The 20,854-nt window shown below is 43.4% G+C and carries 14 protein-coding genes; 8 read left to right on the plus strand and 6 right to left on the minus strand.

Annotated features, from left to right (window positions below; all coding sequences use genetic code 11):
• Positions 1 to 373: 373 nt before the first annotated feature.
• From R7D93_RS00320 to R7D93_RS00335, 4 genes are all read left to right on the plus strand, one after another.
• The gene (locus R7D93_RS00320; RefSeq protein ID WP_005388493.1) at positions 374 to 835 is read left to right on the plus strand and encodes a hypothetical protein; all 462 of its coding nucleotides are present in this window, start codon (positions 374 to 376) and stop codon (positions 833 to 835) included.
• Positions 836 to 928: 93 nt separating this feature from the next.
• Positions 929 to 1,402, plus strand: coding sequence for a copper chaperone PCu(A)C (locus tag R7D93_RS00325; protein ID WP_005388497.1), 474 nt, complete (start codon positions 929 to 931; stop codon positions 1,400 to 1,402).
• A 606-nt stretch (positions 1,403 to 2,008) separates the two neighbouring features.
• The gene (locus tag R7D93_RS00330; protein WP_005388499.1) at positions 2,009 to 2,764 is read left to right on the plus strand and encodes an SDR family NAD(P)-dependent oxidoreductase; all 756 of its coding nucleotides are present in this window, start codon (positions 2,009 to 2,011) and stop codon (positions 2,762 to 2,764) included.
• Between the two features lie 416 nt (positions 2,765 to 3,180).
• Positions 3,181 to 4,077 (plus strand): NAD(P)-dependent oxidoreductase, encoded by an 897-nt coding sequence (locus R7D93_RS00335; protein WP_372051950.1) that lies wholly within the window; start codon positions 3,181 to 3,183, stop codon positions 4,075 to 4,077.
• A 490-nt stretch (positions 4,078 to 4,567) separates the two neighbouring features.
• Here the strand turns inward: R7D93_RS00335 and R7D93_RS00340 are convergent, their stop codons facing one another.
• The 4 genes from R7D93_RS00340 to R7D93_RS00355 all read right to left on the minus strand — a co-directional run bounded on the left by R7D93_RS00340 (position 4,568) and on the right by R7D93_RS00355 (position 8,780).
• Positions 4,568 to 6,325 carry a sodium:solute symporter family protein gene (locus tag R7D93_RS00340; protein WP_137282567.1) on the minus strand — a complete coding sequence of 586 codons (1,758 nt, stop codon included), beginning with the start codon at positions 6,323 to 6,325 and terminating at the stop codon, positions 4,568 to 4,570.
• Between the two features lie 450 nt (positions 6,326 to 6,775).
• On the minus strand, positions 6,776 to 7,399 hold the full coding sequence (locus R7D93_RS00345) for a bifunctional 4-hydroxy-2-oxoglutarate aldolase/2-dehydro-3-deoxy-phosphogluconate aldolase (protein WP_005388506.1): 624 nt from the start codon (positions 7,397 to 7,399) through the stop codon (positions 6,776 to 6,778).
• Between the two features lie 78 nt (positions 7,400 to 7,477).
• Complete coding sequence (locus R7D93_RS00350) at positions 7,478 to 8,410, minus strand: sugar kinase (RefSeq protein WP_005437155.1); 933 nt, start codon at positions 8,408 to 8,410, stop codon at positions 7,478 to 7,480.
• Between the two features lie 34 nt (positions 8,411 to 8,444).
• Complete coding sequence (locus R7D93_RS00355) at positions 8,445 to 8,780, minus strand: cupin domain-containing protein (protein ID WP_005388511.1); 336 nt, start codon at positions 8,778 to 8,780, stop codon at positions 8,445 to 8,447.
• A 420-nt stretch (positions 8,781 to 9,200) separates the two neighbouring features.
• On the opposite strand from R7D93_RS00355, the gene R7D93_RS00360 reads away from it, so the two are divergent.
• The 3 genes from R7D93_RS00360 (at position 9,201) to R7D93_RS00370 (ending at position 15,638) form a co-directional block, all read left to right on the plus strand.
• Positions 9,201 to 11,381 carry a heparinase II/III family protein gene (locus R7D93_RS00360; protein ID WP_225496198.1) on the plus strand — a complete coding sequence of 727 codons (2,181 nt, stop codon included), beginning with the start codon at positions 9,201 to 9,203 and terminating at the stop codon, positions 11,379 to 11,381.
• 2 nt (positions 11,382 to 11,383) lie between these two features.
• On the plus strand, positions 11,384 to 13,564 hold the full coding sequence (locus R7D93_RS00365; protein WP_225496199.1) for a heparinase II/III family protein: 2,181 nt from the start codon (positions 11,384 to 11,386) through the stop codon (positions 13,562 to 13,564).
• 322 nt (positions 13,565 to 13,886) lie between these two features.
• Positions 13,887 to 15,638, plus strand: a complete 1,752-nt coding sequence (locus tag R7D93_RS00370; protein ID WP_225496200.1) for a polysaccharide lyase family 7 protein — start codon at positions 13,887 to 13,889, stop codon at positions 15,636 to 15,638.
• Positions 15,639 to 16,107: 469 nt separating this feature from the next.
• On the opposite strand, the gene R7D93_RS00375 is transcribed toward R7D93_RS00370, so the two are convergent.
• Positions 16,108 to 17,673 (minus strand): polysaccharide lyase family 7 protein, encoded by a 1,566-nt coding sequence (locus tag R7D93_RS00375; protein ID WP_017634226.1) that lies wholly within the window; start codon positions 17,671 to 17,673, stop codon positions 16,108 to 16,110.
• 76 nt (positions 17,674 to 17,749) lie between these two features.
• Positions 17,750 to 18,523 carry an oligogalacturonate-specific porin KdgM family protein gene (locus tag R7D93_RS00380; RefSeq protein WP_017634227.1) on the minus strand — a complete coding sequence of 258 codons (774 nt, stop codon included), beginning with the start codon at positions 18,521 to 18,523 and terminating at the stop codon, positions 17,750 to 17,752.
• 569 nt (positions 18,524 to 19,092) lie between these two features.
• Between R7D93_RS00380 and R7D93_RS00385 the strand changes: the two genes are divergently transcribed.
• Positions 19,093 to 20,838, plus strand: a complete 1,746-nt coding sequence (locus R7D93_RS00385; RefSeq protein WP_033906977.1) for a hypothetical protein — start codon at positions 19,093 to 19,095, stop codon at positions 20,836 to 20,838.
• Positions 20,839 to 20,854 lie beyond the last annotated feature (16 nt).

A 20,854-nucleotide genomic window follows, 5' to 3' on the forward strand; every position in this document is an offset into this window, starting at 1 on the left:
AGGAGCGCAGAATACCGTATCCTTTATTAAATTACTGTCATAATTCCGTTAATGGAAAACAAGTGAAGATTCGGTGTGCATTTTGAATCGATATCAGCCAAATCTAGCACGTAAAAACACCACCACGACACCCACTAACCGAAGCTTCAGTGGCATATAAGAGAGATTAATTCGGTATCTTCAAAAGCGACTAGGCAAGACTGACAAGTTGAATTGGAGGTTGTGAATGTCAGCCGAATCAAGACATTAAAGCGTTAAAAATAGGCAATAAAACAAATAATGCACACTTGCATCACCTTTTAGTAAACTGATAATTACATTGTTTGGTTAATTTGTTAGTATCCCGCGCCGAAGAAGATAAGCACTCAATTGTATGGAAAACACTCTAATACAGCACAAACACCATCGCTTGCACGCTATTGCGGTTATTATCGCGGTGTTGTTTCAGTTGTATTTAGCGTCCACAGCCGCTCTTAACCCTACACAAGTTCACAGCACAACTTGGCTCAACAAAGTCCAAAGTGAAAAGGTTTTACTGTGTACCGCAGATGGTTTCAAATGGGTGGATATCAATACGTTGATTGAGGCTAACGCTCAATCTTCTTCTAAGCTCATCCAAGATCTTAACTTACACGACGGCTTCCAGTTTGAATGCCCGCTTCTTCAAGCTGTTCAATTCTTTCTTTTGGTTGCGATTGGGCTTTACCTGACAACGATCCATTGGCTGCGCCGAGTAAAGTATGCACTGACGACTTATCACTTTTCAAAATGCGATAAGCTCGTTTACAAACACATCGCGCCTAAGCACTCTCCGCCGAGTGTTTTTCCTGCCTAACAGGCATCTAATCATTAACAACTTTATCCAAAAATAACGATGACTCTGTTTGTTGTCCATTCAGAGAAGCTATTCATTCAAAAGGAAAAACACATGCTTAAATCATTAAAAACCGCCGCTATCGCGCTTATTGCTGTCATCGCTAGCCCACTGAGTTTAGCGCACGATTATGAAGCAGGAAAAATTCATATCGACCATCCATGGAGCCGCGAAGCGCCACCAAACGCACCTGTTATCGGTGGTTTTTTTCAATTAACCAACCACGGTGACAGTGAAGATACATTGATCGCAGCAGAAAGCCCAATCGCAGGACATGTCGAAATTCACACGCATAAGAAAGAAGATGGTGTGATGAAAATGATTAAGATTGACGAAGTGCGCGTTCCAGCCAATGAATCTGTGTTGTTTAAACCAGGCAGCTTCCATTTAATGATTTTTAACCCAACACAAACTCTTAAAGAGGGTGACCGCTTCCCTATGACATTAACCTTTAAAAACGCAGGTAAGGTTGAAGTGGAAATGGCGGTTGAGAAACAAGGCCACATGGAAAAACACATGCATCATTAATGACGCAAACAAAAGTGCCCGCTGATTTAGCGGGCATTTTTATCTCAGCTTAGTCAAAATCATTATCCAATAGGTCCTAACTCGACTCTTCAGAACAATGGTGATAAATAACGCTTGGCGAAACGGCGTCATATATCATAACAGCGTGCTCGGGCAAGAGATTCTAAATCACGCTCGTTCCTCGCTATTCAGAATGACCTTGAAAGACTTAAGATCCTAAAAAGGTTCCCTAACCGCTTAAAACTCAACCTCTCGACAAAGTTATCCAACCATCACTTGGCAAGCCTAAATGAAATCATAAGTTTGGCAACAAAGGCCCACGGTTAATCGGCTTTCTTTCTACTTGCAACAAACCTCGGCCCAACGAGCTAAGCCCGCAGCTATAAGCTCAATTGTTTATATATCCCGATTATCCTGACTAGATACAAATCATGCACGACCGTAAAAGTCGATATATGCCACTGGATGAGTCAGCATCTAAAGAAAGTACGTGATCGACTTCTCATTGTTGGTGTTTCTCTGTTTATTAAAACTATTTGTATTACAATAATACTCTATGTTAAATAAAAATCCTTTCCAACTCTACAAACATGAGAGAACACCATTATGTCTACTAAAATTGCATTTATTTCTGGTGCTACTGGCGGTATCGGCTTCCAAGTAGCAAAGCGTCTTGGTCAGGATGGATACACGGTCATTCTAAACGGCATTGAAGATGAAAAAGGTTCGGAGTGTATCTCCAAACTACATAACGCAGGAATTGAGGCTGAATACTACGGTTTTGACGTTACAGATGAACATGCCGTCGATGAAAACATCAATGCTATTGGTGAAAAATACGGCAAAATCGATGTTGTCGTTAATAACGCAGGTGGTCTTGGTGGTCGTAGTCCTATTGAAGGTATGGAAACTGATTTTTTCCGTAAAGTCATGGCTTTAAACCTCGATAGTGCATTCTTCGTATCACGCGCAGCGATTCCATTTCTAAGAAAGTCTGATAATGCATCAATTATCAACTTCACTTCAAACGCTGCTTGGAATGCAGGTGGTCCAGGTGCAGGTATTTACGGTACATCAAAAGCCGCCGTTCATACATTAACTCGCGCTTTAGCTAAAGAGTTAGCTCCGGCTGGAATTCGTGTCAATGCAGTATCTCCTGGCACTATCGATACACCATTCCATGCTCAAATCAAAGCAACCAAGCCTGAAGTATTTGCTTCTTGGGCAGACAGTATTATGCTTGGACGCCTAGGCAAGCCAGAGGAAGTCGCCTCTGCTATCTCTTTTCTGGTAAGTAAAGATGCATCATTCATTACCGCAGAAACACTGCAAATTGGTGGTGGTCAAGCTTTAGGCATTTAGTACCAATAAGTCTTTTTACCTATCAGTAAGTGCGCTTTAGTACTGATTTGATAACGGCCGCAGTATGTTTGTACTGCGGCTTATCCTTATACCACCTCGCCTTTCACCCCATCTGTAACGTTTCACCCATTTTTTGGTATGGACAGTATTCCTCTAGCTGAAACAAAATCACTTGTATTACAATAAATTTTATTTTTACGTTATTTAAGCCTCCTAAAGGCTTTGTTCACGATAAAAATGGAAGCGTGAGGAATCCGCTTTTCTTATATACTCTGATGAATAAAACCCTCACAAACCTTACTTACATCTCACTTTTAGAAAAAATCCATCCCAAGCCCGCTATGCTCACAATTTTCAATTGCAAAAGCCACAATAGTCATTATGATTATCAACAAGCAATATAATCATACAATAGTATTTTTGGAGTTAAAATGACTAAACCTATCATTGGTTTCATCGGCCTAGGCTTGATGGGCGGAAACATGGTTGAAAACCTACAGAAACGTGGTTACGAAGTTGCTGTAATGGACCTCAATAAAGATGCTGTTGACGCAGTACTAGCTCGTGGAAACGCTTCTGAAGCTTCTTCAGGTAAAGAGCTAGCAGAGAAAAGTGATATCGTGATGCTGTGCCTAACAACATCTGAAGTTGTCGAAAAAGTTGTTTACGGAGACACTGGTGTTCTAGCTGGCATGTCAGAAGGTAAAACACTCATCGACTTCGGTACATCTATTCCAGCTTCAACGAAGAAGATTGGCGCTGACCTTGCTAAGAAAGGGGCTGGTATGATTGATGCGCCTCTAGGTCGTACACCTGCCCACGCAAAAGATGGTTTACTGAACATCATGGCCGCAGGCGACGTCGAAACATTCAATAAGGTTAAGCCCGTACTGGACGATCAAGGTGAAAACGTATTCCACCTTGGCGCACTAGGCTCTGGTCACGTAACTAAGCTTGTGAATAACTTTATGGGTATGACAACCGTAGCAACCATGTCTCAGGCATTTGCTGTTGCTAAACGTGCTGGTGTTGATGGTCAACAATTATTCGACATCATGTCTGCAGGACCATCAAACTCACCATTTATGCAATTCTGTAAGTTTTACGCCGTAGATGGCGAAGAAAAACTAGGCTTCTCTGTCGCAAACGCAAACAAAGACCTCGGTTACTTCCTTGCTCTATGCGAAGAGCTTGGTACAACTTCCCTAATTGCAGAGGGCACTTCTAAGAGTCTACAAGCGGCAGTTGATAAAGGCCTTGGTCAAAATGACGTTCCAGTCATCTTCGACTACTTTGCAGAGCTAGAAGCTTAGTCACACTCAGTTGCAACTATAAGCCCAGCAACCAATGTGGCTGGGCTTTTTTGTTTTTCCTCTTCCCCAGACGCTCATCACTCCTTGATACCCTAGCCACTCCTTTAAAGTTTTGCAGGGCAGCCTCTTCCAATTCTCTTATATATTTTCCACTCACACTTCAAAACCTCTCTCCTATTTCTGGCGTACGCCTCATTAAAGCTACGTCTGATTTAATGCTTTTTCTTTGCTAAGAAGGCACACATATTTATTTAAATAGACAAAGCATCAGGTTTGGGGTGTAAAGTGTAAACACGGCATGCAAAGAAAGTTAGATTGCTTTTTCGCTTTAGGCTGACGACTCTAATGTGAATATAGTCGCACCTTATTGGGAGTTCCCCAATACAACGAATAACAACAAACGATGCGCCACGCTTTCTCAGTCAGCTTGATCAAAAAATCCCACGGCTTTAACACCGCGGGATTTTTCATTGAGAGTCTTTAACTTTGGTTAGCTTTTCGCGTTAGCTAACTTTGGGCTTTTAGGCCCTCGGGCTGCGTTCACCAATAGAACACCCACCGAGAGAACAATCGCACCACACAAGATAAACAGTAGTCGACCAGATGGTTCATTTGGAATTAGAGCCATAGCTAGGATACCGAAGCCCGCTACGCTGATAAGCTTACCAAGCATGCCGCGCTGTTTTGTATCTAGGTTCTGCTGCTCTTCGCTGTCAGCCACAAGTGGCGTATTCCAGTTCTCGAACAATTGCTCCACTTCTTTCTCACGTTCAGGTGATAGACCTTTGTAGAAGCGCGTTGTCAGCAAGAAGAAACCACCGGTGAAGATAACGTGTGCCGCTAAGCTCAAGCCAACTTTCAGATCTGCCCACTCACGTCCTGTAAACGCTTGCTCTAGACCGAATAGGCGCTCTACATCTTCTGCTTGTAGTGAGATACCGAAGATGTAAGAAACAAAGCCACCAACAACCAGTGTTGCCCAACCAGCCCAATCCGGCGTCTTACGAATCCACATACCAAGTAGTACAGGAATCAGCATTGGGAAGCCAATTAATGCACCGACGTTCAGTACGATATCGAACAGGCTCAAGTGACGTAGTGAGTTAATGAATAGACCGATACCAATGATGATGAAGCCCATCACGATAGTCGTTGCTTTACTCACGATAACCAGTTCTTTTTGCGACGCTTGTGGACGCACAATCGGGCTGTAGAAGTTCATCACAAAGATGCCCGCGTTACGGTTAAGACCAGAGTCCATTGAAGACATGGTCGCCGCAAACATTGCTGACATCAGAAGACCCACCATACCTGCTGGCATTACGTTTTGTACGAATGCTAGGTATGCTGCATCACCACCTACTGAGCCGTATTGCTCTGCGAAATCAGGCATAAATGCCGCAACGTACCAAGGTGGTAGGAACCAGATGATAGGACCAACAATCATCAGCACACATGCAAGACCTGCAGCTTTACGTGCGTTTTCACTGTCTTTTGCACATAAGTAGCGGTAAGCGTTGATGCTGTTGTTCATGACACCGAACTGTTTAACAAAGATGAAGACAACCCAAAGGATAAAGATACTGAAGTAGTTCAGGTTGTTACCCAGCATGAAGTCGCCGTGGAAGTTCGACACGATGTTGCCAATACCGCCACCATGGAAGTATGCCGCCACCGCACAAGTGATCGTCACTGCCATGATAACCAGCATCTGCATAAAGTCAGATGCAACAACCGCCCAAGAGCCGCCTGTTACCGCCATTAGCATTAGCACTAAGCCCGTAACGATGATGGTCGCTTCCATAGGAATGTTGAAGACCGCTGCCACGAAAATCGCAAGACCATTCAACCAAATACCGGCCGAGATCAAGCTGTCTGGCATACCAGCCCAAGTGAAGAACTGCTCTGAAGTCTTACCAAAACGTTGACGAATTGCTTCAATCGCCGTCACTACACGTAGTTGGCGGAACTTTGGAGCAAAATAGAGGTAGTTCATAAAGTAGCCAAATGCGTTGGCTAAGAATAGGATTACAACAACGAAACCGTCGTTGAACGCGCGTCCTGCGGCACCTGTAAACGTCCATGCTGAAAATTGCGTCATGAAGGCGGTAGCACCTACCATCCACCATAACATCTTACCGCCCCCTCGGAAGTAGTCACTGGTCGAGGTAGTGAACTTACGGAACATCCAACCAATTGCAACTAAGAAGAAGAAGTAGGCAAGAACAACAAGAGTATCAATAGTCATTTTTTCAGCCTTTCAAGTTTGATCATTTTCTAACGTCTAGACTACTCTCCTCACAACTCTATTTGTACTACAATAAGTTTTAATTGTGATCTAAAGCATAAGTTATTCAACGAAAAAAATACGTAAAACCCCTTAATTTCTTAGACCAATGGCTTTCTAGGAGATAATTGCCATTCAGAACACCTCAATATATTGTAATACAAATTGTCTAATTGAAATTTATTAGAGTATGGAATATTTTTCTTCTTCGCGCTTTGTCTGAAGATCAAAAATGCGCGGCATTTCTTTAAAGGAAACGTAATGAGATGTTTCGAAAAAATTTGATAGAAAGTAGGATTTATATGAATGCGATTCTTAACTCTCGCCTCTTTCAAACTTTCAAACACAAAAAAGCGAGCACTGAGGCTCGCTTTTCATTCTTTCGCTAGTTTTATCGGGGTGTTACGACACTTATGCTACGTGAGCTACTGCGTCGCGAACCAGTGTACCCAGTTCATCCCACTTACCTTCATCGATAAGTTTTGTTGGCACCATCCAAGTACCGCCACATGCCAGTACTGAAGGGATAGACAAGTATTCGTCTACGTTACCTAGGCTCACGCCACCTGTTGGCATGAATTTCACTGGGTAAACCGCCGTTAATGCTTTAAGCATACCAACGCCGCCAGATGGCTCAGCAGGGAAGAACTTAAGTGTACGCAAACCCATTTCCATCGCTTGCTCAACTAGGCTTGGGTTGTTTACGCCAGGTACGATAGCCACGCCTTTGTCTAGGCAGTATTGAACCGTGCGAGGGTTAAAGCCAGGGCTTACGATAAAGTCCACACCAGCTTCGATTGCTTGGTCAACTTGCTCGTTAGTTAGGATAGTACCTGCACCGATCAGCATTTCTGGGAACTCAGCGCGCATAGCACGAATCGCTTCTGCAGCACACTCTGTGCGGAACGTGATTTCAGCGCAAGGCATACCGTTTTCAACCAAAGTGCGGCCTAGAGGAATCGCATCTTCTGCTTTGTTGATGGCAATAACAGGAATTACTTTTAGGTTTGCTAATTGTTCGTTTAATGTCGTCATAAGAGTGTACTCGTCGTCGTTAACTTGAGTTCAATAAATCACTGCGGAGAGCCGATTACTCAGCGATCCGCAAAAGAATTACAAAGGAAGATCTGGCATCACTTCACGTGGAATGATGGCACCTTTATGTTGAATTACCGCGCCAGCCATACAGTGGCCAGAGTAAGCCGATTCCGCTGCATTGCCGCCAGTCAAACGCTTCGCCAAGAAGCCCGCACTGAAAGAATCACCAGCCGCTGTTGTATCAATCACGTTGTCGACTTTGTTTGGCGCCACGTATTGTGCTTCGCCATTCGCCACAACCAAGCAATCTTTGCTACCACGTTTGATGATGATTTCATCCACGCCCAGTGCAGAGGTTCTCTCGATACACTGTTCTAGATGCTCGTCACCGTAAAGCATTTGCTCATCTTCAAATGTGAGCAGTGCGATATCTGTGTGCTTAAGGATCTTAAGGTACCAAGACATGGCATTCTCGCGGCTTTCCCACAATTTAGGACGGTAGTTGTTATCGAAAATAACCTTACCACCTTGTGCCTTGAAGCGCTCAAGGAAGCCAAACAGTTGCGTCTTACCTTCTTCAGTAAGGATCGCTAATGTAATACCGCTCAAGTAAACCGCATCGTACGAGTAAAGTTTGTCGACTAATAGCGGAGACTCGTTTTGCTCGAATAGGAACTTAGCGGCCGCTTCGTTACGCCAGTAGTGGAAGTAACGTTCGCCAGTTTCATCGGTTTCGATGTAGTAGATACCTGGTTGCTTTTCTTTAACGGAAAGAACCAGACTAGTATCGATGCCCTCTTCTTGCCATGCTGATAGCATTTCTTGGCTAAAAGGATCGTTACCCAGAGCCGTTACATAGCTGGTTTTAATATCGTGAGCTTTGGTCAAACGAGATAAATACAGTGCGGTATTCAACGTATCACCACCGAATGACTGCTTTAGCTGACCTTCCTTTTTCTGTAGCTCAACCATACATTCGCCAATGACCGCGATGTTTAATGATTTCATGTTGTCACCTTAGCAACTGAGGTTGCGCTATAGATTATTTTAAGAAATCTTCACGTGCTGGGTTGAAGATGTCTAGAAGAATGCTGTCTTGCTCTAGTGCAACCGCACCGTGCATCATGTGCTTACGAGCAAAGTATGCGTCGCCTTCTTTTAGTACTTTCTTCTCGCCCTCGATTTCCGCTTCAAAGCTGCCACGTACTACGTAACCGATTTGATCGTGGATTTCGTGAGTATGTGGAGCGCCAATCGCGCCTTTATCAAAACATAGGTGAACCGCCATTAGGTCATCTGTGTAAGCAACAATTTTACGCTTGATACCGCCGCCTAGCTCTTCCCACGGGTTATCATCTAATACAAAGAAAGAATTCATCGTCATACTCCTAAAAAGTCTCTATTAAAGCGAACCCTACGGCACTTCATTCTTAACCATGCTTAATTAAAAGGTCCTCTTAAAAAAGCGTCGTATTGATAAAAGTGAAACGCGAAGCGAAAGGGTCTGCTGTCGAATTGGTAACGAGCATATCCGATCTATTTTAATTGTAATACAATATATCTAAAAATATGTGATATTCATCAAACGGTGCTAGCTAAAGCATTCCACTTAACGATTGATAACGCCGAAACATCAGTCACAACAAGGATTACCACAACAATATAAATCAATGGGTTAGCTAAATTCGCGTGATTTCACTCTCCCTTTTTGCCACAAAAACTACACCCAAACTTAATATTGTATTACTTTATAGAAAGTTTAAGAAAACAACACACTTCATCTGAGGGTGGTAAAGAAATGACTACACAACCGATTTTGTTGACTGAAGCAGAAGTCGAACTACTAAGAAAGGAAGTCGGAAAGCCGAGCTTAATGGGCAAATCCATTGAAGCGAATCGCAAGGAACTTGAAGCCTTCATGCGTCTGCCTCTAGACGTACCAGGTCACGGCGAAGCGGGTGGCTACGAGCACAACCGCCACAAACAAAACTATACCTACATGAACTTAGCGGGTCGTTTGTTCTTGATCACTCAAGAAGAAAAGTACGCGCAGTTCGTTAAAGATCTTCTCGCTATTTACGCAGAGAAGTACCTCACTTTTGATTTCCACGTACAGAAAAACACTAACCCAACAGGTCGTCTTTTCCACCAGATCCTTAATGAACACTGTTGGTTAATGTTTACTAGCCTTGCTTACTCTTGCGTGGCATCAGTGATGACAGAAGAAGAGCGCACAGCCGTTGTTGAGCGCATTTTCGAACCAATGCTAGACATGTTCACAGTGAAATACGCGCACGATTTCGACCGTATTCACAACCACGGTATCTGGGCAGTTGCGGCTGTTGGTATTTGTGGTCTAGCTATTGGCAAACCTGAATATCTAGAGATGTCGGTATACGGTCAAGACCGTGATGATACCGGTGGCTTCCTAGCGCAAATCTCGCAACTGTTCGCCCCTTCTGGTTACTACATGGAAGGTCCGTACTACCATCGTTATGCGATTCGTCCAACTTGTGTATTTGCAGAAGTAGTACACCGTCACATGCCTGAAGTAGACATCTACAACTACAAAGACAAAGTGATTGGCAACACAGTACAAGCGATGCTGGCAACGGCCTACCCGAATGGTGAGTTCCCTGCCCTAAACGACGCATCTCGTACCATGAGCATTACCGACATGGGTGTTCAAGTTGCAGTGAGCGTTTACAGCAAACACTACGGTATGGATGACAACATCCTTGGCATGGCGAAGATTCAAAATGCCGTTTGGATGCACCCATGTGGTCTTGAGCTTTCTCAAGCCTACGATAAAGCCATCGCAGACCGTGAAATCGGCATGCCTTTCTGGCCGAGCGTGGAACTTAACGAAGGTCCAACTGGTAACAACGGTGCACAAGGCTTTATCCGTATGCAGGATAAAACCGGTGATGTGTCACAGCTTGTGATGAACTACGGTCAACACGGCATGGGACATGGTAACTTCGATACGCTTGGCATTACCTTCTTCAACCGTGGTCAAGAAGTGCTGCGTGAATACGGCTTCTGTCGCTGGGTAAACGTTGAGCCTAAATTCGGCGGTCGTTACCTAGACGAAAACAAATCCTACGCACGTCAAACTATCGCGCATAACGCGGTAACGATTGATGAGCAATGTCAGAATGGTTTCGATGTAGACCGCGCTGATTCAGTGCACGGTTTGCCTCACTTCTTCAAAGTAGAAGGCACTGAAATCAACGGTATGAGTGCGTTTGCGAACGACCATTACCCGAATACAGACATGCAGCGCAGTGTGTTCATGCTTAACCTCGATGAGCTTGAAGCACCGCTACTGCTAGACCTTTACCGCATCGAAGGTGAAGGCGAACATCAGTACGACTACTCTCATCAATACGATGGTCAAATCGTACGTACTAACTTTGATTACCAAAGCTTTGGTGAACTGAGCACGCTTGGCGATGATTTCGGTTATCAACACCTTTGGAAAGTAGCAAGCGGCAAAGTGCAAGATACGGCGTTGGTTAGCTGGCTACAAAACAACACCTACTACACTTGGTTAGGCACAAGCAGCAGCGCGAAAGCTATTGTCGATGAGAACACGCGCGACAATGAAGTGATCTTCACTCGCACTGGCGCCAATGACCCAAGCTTTAACCTACGTAGCGAACCAGCATTCATTCTACGCAGCAAGGGCGAATCGACGCTATTTGCTTCTGTGCTAGAAACACACGGCTACTTCAACGAAGAGTTTGAGCAGTCGGTGAATGCACGTGGTCAGGTGAAAGATATCCGCGTCGTGGGTTACAACGCCGTTGGCAGCATCGTAGAAATCACGACTGAAAAATCACTGGTTACTGTGATGATCAGCAATGTGCTAGGCGCTGACGACCAAACCCCACACCAAGTAGAATTGAACGGTAAAACCTACAGCTGGAATGGCTTCTACTCTCTAGAAGTAAACGCATTCGGGCAGGAGAAATAATAATGAGCTACCAAACCCAGTCTTACCAACCGCTATTAATGAACTTTGAAGAAGCGGCAGAACTAAGCAAAGCACTTGGCACGGATAGCCTATTAGGAAATGCACTCGCACGTGACATCAAACAAACTGACGCTTACATGGCCGAGGTGGGTATTGAAGTTCCAGGTCACGGCGAAGGCGGCGGCTACGAGCATAACCGTCACAAGCAAAACTACATCCACATTGATCTAGCGGGTCGCCTATTCCTTATCACTGGCGAACAGAAATACCGTGATTACATCGTGGACATGCTAACGGCTTACGCGAAGGTTTACCCGACGCTAGAGAGCAACACCAGCCGCGACTCTAACCCTCCGGGTAAGATCTTCCACCAAACTCTTAACGAGAACATGTGGATGCTATACGCCTCTTGTGCGTACAGCTGCATTTACCACACGTTGGAAGAAGAGCAAAAAACACTGATTGAAAACGACCTGTTCAAACAAATGATTGAGCTGTTCGTAGTCACTTACGGTCACGACTTCGACATCGTACACAACCACGGTCTGTGGGCGGTAGCAGCAGTAGGTATCTGTGGTTACGCAATCAACGATCAAGATGCAGTAGACAAAGCGCTTTACGGCTTGAAACTGGACAAAGTGAGCGGCGGCTTCCTAGCTCAGTTAGACCAACTGTTCTCGCCAGATGGCTACTACATGGAAGGTCCTTACTACCACCGTTTCTCGCTGCGTCCAATCTACCTATTCGCAGAAGCGATTGAACGTCGTCAGCCTGAGCTTGGTATTTACGAATTCAACGACTCGGTCATCAAGACCACGTCTTACGCGGTATTTAAGACGGCATTCCCAGATGGTACTTTGCCAGCACTGAACGATTCATCGAAGACGATTTCGATCAATGATGAAGGCGTAATCATGGCAACGTCAGTATGTTTCCACCGTTACGAGCAGTCTGAAACGTTACTTGGCATGGCAGACCACCAACAAGACGTTTGGGTTCATATCTCAGGCAAAACATTGTCTGACGCGGTTGCAGCAACAGACAACATCAAACCATTCAACTGGGGAAGCCTATTCGTAACAGACGGCCCTGAAGGCGAAAAAGGTGGCGTAAGCATTCTTCGTCACCGTGACGAACAAGACGACGACCCCAATACCGCAGATACAATGGCGCTTATCTGGTTTGGTCAACACGGCAGCGATCACCAATACCACTCAGCGCTAGACCACGGTCACTACGATGGTCTGCACCTGAGCGTGTTTAACCGCGGTCATGAAGTGCTGCACGATTACGGCTTTGGTCGCTGGGTAAACGTTGAGCCTAAATTTGGCGGTCGTTACATCCCAGAGAACAAGTCTTACTGTAAGCAGACCGTCGCGCACAACACAGTAACGGTTGGCCAAAAGACACAAAACAACTTCGACACAGCGCTAGCAGAAACCAAGTTCGGTTCTAAGCACTTCTTCAAAGCTGATGACGAAAAACTGCAAGGCATGAGCGGTCGTATTTCTGGTTACTACAACGGTGTAGACATGCAGCGCAGCATCATTCTTGCTGAATTGCCAGAATTCGAAAAACCACTTGTGATTGATGTTTACCGCATCGAAGCAGATCAAGCGCACCAATACGATCTGCCAGTGCACTACTCTGGTCAAATCATCCGTACGGATTTTGAATACGACGTAGAAAGCACGCTGCGTCCAATGGGCGAAGACAACGGCTACCAGCATCTATGGAATGTGGGTTCAGGCCAAGTTGAAGGCAGCTCACTGGTAAGTTGGTTGCACGACAACAGCTACTACTCGCTAATCACAAGCGCAACAAACGGCGGCAAAGTGTTCTTCACTCGCACTGGCGCAAATGATCCAGACTTCAACTTGAAGAGCGAGCCAGCACTGATCCTACGTCAATCTGGTCAGAACCACGTGTTTGCTTCTGTATTAGAGACACACGGTTACTTCAACGAGTCTATCGAAGCATCGGTTGGCGCTCGTGGCCTAGTAGAGTCAGTAACCGTCGTTGGCAACAACGAAGTGGGTACCGTGATTCGTCTGCAAACCACCACAGGCAACGCTTACCACTTCGCTATCTGCAACCTAGACGAAGACAAGCAAAACGCGGCACATCGCGTTGAGTTCGACGGTGTGGCTTACACTTGGGAAGGCGCATTCGCACAAATTTAATCTTTAGCTAGTCACTAAAAATTAATGTAAAAATCGGGAACTAATTCAAAGCCGGACGTCATGTTCGGCTTTTTTTGATTGTTTACATGACTCTACATGAGCTTATCAATTAGCGTTTAATCATAGTAAAACCGTTAATAACTCTTAGGAAAAACAGACATAACTTAGCCTTACGCCTTATCAAAGACACCACTTATAGATATAGAACTCTTCTGAGATTTAATTAACACTTTTACTATTTAACTTATGACTAAAATACTCCCCAACAACACTAAAATGATATTGTATTACAAATATTAAATAGTGTAAGAGACGTACTACTGTGTTTATAAAATCAACTAAATTGCTTCTAATAAGCTTCTCTGGGCTTGGATTAATAGGGTGTGGAGGAAATACCGCCCCTACAAGCCAAGATGATAAACCAAATATTCCGCACCAAGAGCATGTAGCACCATACTCAATAGCAAAATTTCAAAACATATTGAGTAATTCAGATTTACAAGTATCAGATCCCAATGGGAAGGAGGGAAATAAAACCAGTGACGTCAAAAATGGAGCATTCTCGGATTATAAGAGTGACCACTTTTACGCAGAAAAGGATTCCAATTACCTTGTCTTTAAAATGTCGAACTACAAAATGCGCTCAGAAGTTCGTGAGCGAGAAAACTTCAACATTTCAGAACAAGGCGTCTTTAGAACTTTGTATGCAGATGTTCGATTACCAGAGATTAACCTTGCAATGGCTAGCTCCCCTGCAAACCATGATGAAGTCACTTTCCTGCAAATTCATAACAAAGGCACAGATACTTCTGGTACAGGTGCTATCCCACACCCTTTGTTACGAATCGTTTGGGAACAAGAACGAAACAGTATCACTGGTCATTACTGGGCGGTAGTAAAGAACAATGCCATAGATTGCAGTCTACCTTCTAGCGCATCAGATTGTTATGCAACATCATATGATCGTTATGACTTAGGAAAAGCCGATCTCAACGCATTCACGCGATTCGAAGTAAAAATCGGAGAAAACACATTAACCATTAAAGTGAACGATGAACAAAAGGTAAATGTAGATGTATCCTACTGGCAGCACCTCCTGAGCTACTTTAAAGCCGGAGTTTATAACCAGTTTGAAAACGGTGAAGCAAAGGTACAATTTAAGCAGTTAGGACTAACCAAAACTGACCATACTGATTCAATAGCCTGGAATATTGACGATTGGAAATTAACCATTCCTACAAGCAAAAATGATTGGTATGGTTTTGGCGGTGACAGCGCGGCTGAATTAGAGCCTGAGCGTTGTAATTCAAGTAAAGATCTTCTGTCTAACGAAGAGAGCGTTTACCAACGCGAGATTGATTTATCATACTTCAATGTTATTGACGGTAGCATGCATTTCCGCGCCGATATGGGTTACGGCACGTCAACGGCCAACTCCAGTTACATCCGTTCAGAATTGCGAGAGCTCTACATCAGTACTAACTCCCCGGATTGCAGCACCAGCGATGAAGAGACAAGTTGGTATATTGAAGATAGTCGTACCGGTGCAACTTCGCATACGCTAAACGCAACACTAAGAATTAACGAATACCCTAAAATCGACGGTCAATTACCAAAAGTCGTGGTAGGCCAGATACATGGTTGGAAAATCAGCCAAGCACTCGTGAAGCTACTTTGGGAAGGTGACAATAAGCCAGTCCGAGTTATTCTGAACGATAACTACAAACTTGATAACAACAAAGACTGTACTGATTGCAACGCATTCAGTGTTAAGCTTGGTACCTACGCGGTAAACGAAGACTGGCAATATACGATCCGTGCCGATAAGGAAGGACTGTTTTTAGCCACCTACGATGCAGATGGCAGTAATATGGTCTCGCACACACTGAAGTGGGGAGAAGCATACTCAGACACCGCTAACAACAAGTCCTATACTCTTACTGAAAGATGGGCGTCGCCTGATATTGCGTTTTACTTCAAAGCCGGAATTTACCCTCAGTTTAAACCTGATAATGCATATCGAGGAGAAATCTTTGATGTGAGCTTTAGTGCTTTGAGCACTCTTCATCAATAGTCATTTCAATCTCTTAGCAATAGGCTTGCTACTATGCTCTAAAGCAACGAACAAAGCTCATACTGCCGCCACGGGAAATTTATTTTCTCGTGGCCTCTTCTTTTAGAACACCACAATTCAACTCGCTTCACGCATAGTGTTTCCTTCTACGATAAATATATAAATCAACCTCCACTTAGGCAGCTTAAAAACAGCTTCTATAGTTTCATGAGATATTTATCTACCCTAACGCTGAGTTATTTTAAATTTAACCAATTAAACTACTCTAATATACATTCGCACTTAAAAATAAACATTGTCAGAAGATAAAAGCAATCAATAATTATTACCTATCTATAGTGATAAATTTTTAAATTAATTTATCTATGTCAATTAAAATAATATTTGAGCTGTTTTATTCTTCTATAGAAAAAAGCCCTCAGCTACAAAGCTGAGGGCAAAGGACTTCAATCAACTATAAGTGATAGAACTAGCCTTGGTACTTACCAAAAGATTGTTTTAATTTATAGAAAGTAGCTTGTGCGTAATCATCTGGATTACCGTACATATTCTGGTTATAGACACCGGCTTTAAAGTACATATATCTGCCACCTTCGTCATAGCCACTGTCACTCATATCGACGACTTGAACAACATCATCTTTACCATCACGTTTTACCGTAACTGTCATTGTGTTGCCTTTCACATCAATGATGTAGCTGAATTTTTCACCTAGCGCGATGCCATCGTCACCGATTTCACCAGTCATATCACCCACTAAGCTGTAGTAATCCTCTGTTCCAGTTTTGGTTTTTTCGTGAGCAAAGTAAACTGTACCTGTTGGTTGGTCTGGTAGCTTACGATAATAAAGACGAATTGGCTCATCATCTTTGTCATGAATCTGGCCGATAATAAAGCGGCCAACTTCATGCGACTGACCAGTTGTGGTTGCGTGGTCAATCTTCAGAGTCGCTTCAAGCGTACCGTCTACACCACCCGCTTCTTTTTGATCTTCAACTGGTGCAGAACTGAATACCCAGTTATTAGGATTTACACCTTTTGTGCTGTAAGACTTATCACCAGCACGAAGCATGGTACGTAACTCAGTTCGCGCGTATTTAGTGTTTTCAGAAGTTCGAGCGCCTTTCACATAGCTCTTGAATACCATTCCGCCATCATCTGCTGTGTAGAATATATCAGAGTGTTGGAAGCCGTTAGCCAAGTCCCACTCATCAATATCATCAGCACGACCATCTTTGTCATGGTCGAAAGGTGTCGTCAGTTTCCAACGTGTTAAGTCAAAGTTTTCACCCGGTGCATTTGTAGCGAGTGGCTCTTTCGGTAACGTAGGGTAAGGCATCGCTTTAGAAAGATCACACGTCACAGTCGTTTCACAAGGACGGACGATTGGTGCTCCAAAGTCGCCTTTACGATTCTTTTTGAGTAAATCCTTTTGTGCCTTTTGCTCCGCTTTCATTTGCGCAATCATAGCCGCTTCAGCGTTAACGACGTCATCAGTAATGATGTGACTTGCCGGACAGGCATTAATTCCGCAATTAACTGCAGCTAACTCAGTAACTGAGTTCCATTGGTTTTTGCTATTACCGTGGCCAACGTAACGAACATAGCGTGCTTTTACTGCAGGCTCAAACTGGAAGCGCTCTAAGCCAAGTGCACGACCAGAGCTTTGCGCACCCTCAATAACCGTCACCCAGTTTTCACCATCAGTACTAAACTGAACATCAAATTTGCTGACGCGTTCGTTACCTTTGCTGAACGAGGCTTGAATTGCGTCGAACTCATAAACCGAGCCGTAATCCAACATCGCCCACTCACCATCACCATTTGCTGACCAACGTGTCATAATATCTTGGTCAAACAACTGCTCTGGAACATTACCATCATGACTACTCGCCGTTATCGTAACGGGAGTCAGAATATCAGCACCAGTTTCTTGGTTGTTTGGAAATGGATCTACCATGGTCGTCGTACTATTACAGCCCACAGCAAGTAAAATAGAAGAAGCTAACAAGCTTTTGAAGAAAATATGCTTCATGTAATCTAACACCTACAATATAAAAATGAATTAACAGCTCTTTTGCTGTAACAACAATTAGGCAATAACACTCGGGTTAAAAGCTGTATTTAAGGCCAAGGCGTGTTCTCAATTGGCGGTCATCCGTGGTTGAACCATCCTTACCTTTGACATTCCACAATTCAAAGTAAGGACGGAAATCTCCCATTTGGTAACCAACAATTAAGCCAGCATCCCACTCAGAATCTTTCCAATCAGATAAACGCACTTCGTCATAGTTTTTGTTGTAGTTGATCTCATAGCTCAGCTTGACGTTATCAAGGTACTCGTTATCAAACTGACGCATATCGTAAGAGCCTGTCAGTGTCCACTTACCTTGTTCAACTGTTTTCCCAGCAACGCTTACCGAAGTACCATCCGTTAGTGTTTTGTTACCTGCACCATCTGAATAAACTTGAAATTCGTGTCGGTAACGTAAAGCGGTACTTAAGCCAAAAGAGGATTTGTAACCAACACGAACTTGTGGTTTATAAGTGGTTTTTTCGTCATCATCACCAAAAGTAATAGGCATCCCTGGTTGGATAAACCATTGTTTATTTATTTGGTAGCGAACTCCCCAATCAAACTCAGAATCACCAGCAACGAGTTGATCCCAAAAATGCGAGTTGTCGTAACTATGGAATTTTTGTTCAACACCAAAGTTCAGTTTGGTCTGATCGTTAATTTTAGAACTACCACTAATTTTGATACGTTGGGCATAAGTTTCACTCTCATGCTTATATTCTGCGCGATAGTCTAAAGTTGCTGCGGAAACCGCTCCCGCCATTAATGTGGAAGCAACGAATAGGGACATTGTTGTAACTGCTTTCATGATTATATCTCTCTGTATATATTTTTGGGATACCACTTAAATCCCTGGATTTGATTCAACACTATTGAATTAATGTATGACAAATACTAGTTAATTCATCATGAGAGTTCTGTGATATTAATCATGTAAGTGCCCCTCAACTGACAATTTGTATTATTATATATTCAAAAGTGTTAGCTATGTCTGATTCTAAAACGACCTTTGTAGACATCACTTACAGAGAAATGTTTTAACTCGTTTCATATGATAAAGAAGAAGATTAAAAAAATATAAACAACAATAACTTCAATGGCTTAAAATCAAAAATCTTGATGTAAAATCAAATTTCTTTCCTAAATCACCTTTAGTTTTTGCTGTTCCTCTATAAAGAAAGCTGTCAACCTCATAAAGGTTCAGCTCTTATTGATGTTGATATTCAACTATTTTGTGTGACTTATTCATCACTTCAGTGAGCAATCATTGTATCTAGTGTGAGTCGGATCATTCTATTGATAAAACCATCTAGATGACAGAAATTATTTGTCTAACAATATTACATAAATAAAAACACATAGAAGTGAGTACCTACCATGCAAGTAACAAAAATTGCAGCAGCAATTGCTATTTCCACAGGTTTGTTAACCGGATGTAACACTGATTTAAGGGATGCACCATCGGCTCCCCCACCAACAGAAACTGAGTCTGAGTTGAGCCAAGGTATGTGGGATATTTCAACACCAGCCACTGTGGCGAAATCCGATGATGAGCACGACCTGCCAAACGTCTATGTCTTTGAAGACGGTACGCAAAAGTATTATAACGATGATGATAACTTCGGTACTTACACAATCTACACTTCAACTTATACCGAAGATAAAGATACAGAGACGCTTACATTCAACCTTTATGACGAGAGCGATCTAGGTAACCCTACCGAGTTAACAGGGACTTATGAAGTTTCAAACGGCATGTTAACCATCTCAGGAACAAATGACGGAAACTTCACCGGTAACGATGAATCAGAAAACGATGCGGTGAAAGATGCAGTTGCAGCGGCAAATAATGACGCTGGCGATAACAACGTCGTACAAATTTTGGATACCAATAAAGGTGGAACAGAAGAAGACACCGGTGAGTTACGAATCAAGCTGTCTGATTCAACGAGTGTTTCAGAAATTTCAACAGGCCGACTAACTGTAGACCTAACTTACCAGCATCATGAAGAAACAGAACAGGAAGCCGACGGTTCTGGTGACAATGCTTACATCTCATTTTATGCAGCAAAAACCTCGAATTCCAACTTGCATGGCGAAGTGGCATTTGAAAACGGCAAAATCAAATACCGCGATGCAAGTGGAAACTTGACGGAAACAGGCGACACGTTTGAGTTAGGTGAAAACCTCGCGATAGAAGTCAGTTGGATAGAAAACTTCTTCTCTTTTTCGGTTAACGGTAAACAAATAGGTGAAATGTTACCTGTCGCTGATGGCACCGCTGTAACCTATGTATCACTGAGACTAGGTGATAATGGCAACACTACAAACTTTGAATTAAATGCAGACAACTTGAAGATTTACTCTAGTGATTCGGGCTCTGAAGTGTTGGTTCTAGAAGAGGATTTTGACAACTACATTCCAGGCTTAGACCTCGCGACAATTTACAACAGTGCATCAAGCGAAGCGGTTGTCATTTCAGACGGAAGTTCTAATCCTGATAAACCGTCAGAAGACGTGAGTGAAAACTTTGACTCATACCCAGTAGGAACAAATATCAGTTCAGCAAACTCTAGTTGGAAAGAATACAATACGGTTGCTGATGACTCCTCCACCTTGACGTCCGTGGCTGTAGTAAGTGATGACGTATCAAAGAGCGGCGCTAACTCTCTGCTAATATCCGACACAGATACGACCAACAAACCATACGTTACGCGCGAGTTTTCAAACGGAGCAACATCAAACGGTAGCGTGTCATTCGATGTTTACATTCCGTCAGACAACGAAAAAACTACATACATTAATGTTGGCTCAGGTAAAAACAACTCAGATCGTTACTACGAATTGAGAATTTCGGGCAGCGGTAAAGTTGAAGCCGAAGCAGGATCAGATGACGTAGAAATAGGCACTATTACGACTGACGCTTGGAACTCAATGTCCCTAGCTTGGGATGGTGATGAGATTAACGTTTCTATTAATGGAAAAACGGTTGATGCGCCAAGCCAGTCCGAAACAGGCTTAGACGCAACGAATACACCATCACAGCTAACTATTTACGTAGGGGACACAAGTGGTGCTTCAACAAAAGCATATTTCGATAACATCGATTCAAAGCAACTCTAGTGTTATTTTGTAGCAC

It is taken from the genome of Vibrio sp. YT-15 (assembly GCF_033337445.1).
In the GTDB taxonomy this organism is placed as follows: Bacteria; Pseudomonadota; Gammaproteobacteria; order Enterobacterales; family Vibrionaceae; genus Vibrio; species Vibrio alginolyticus.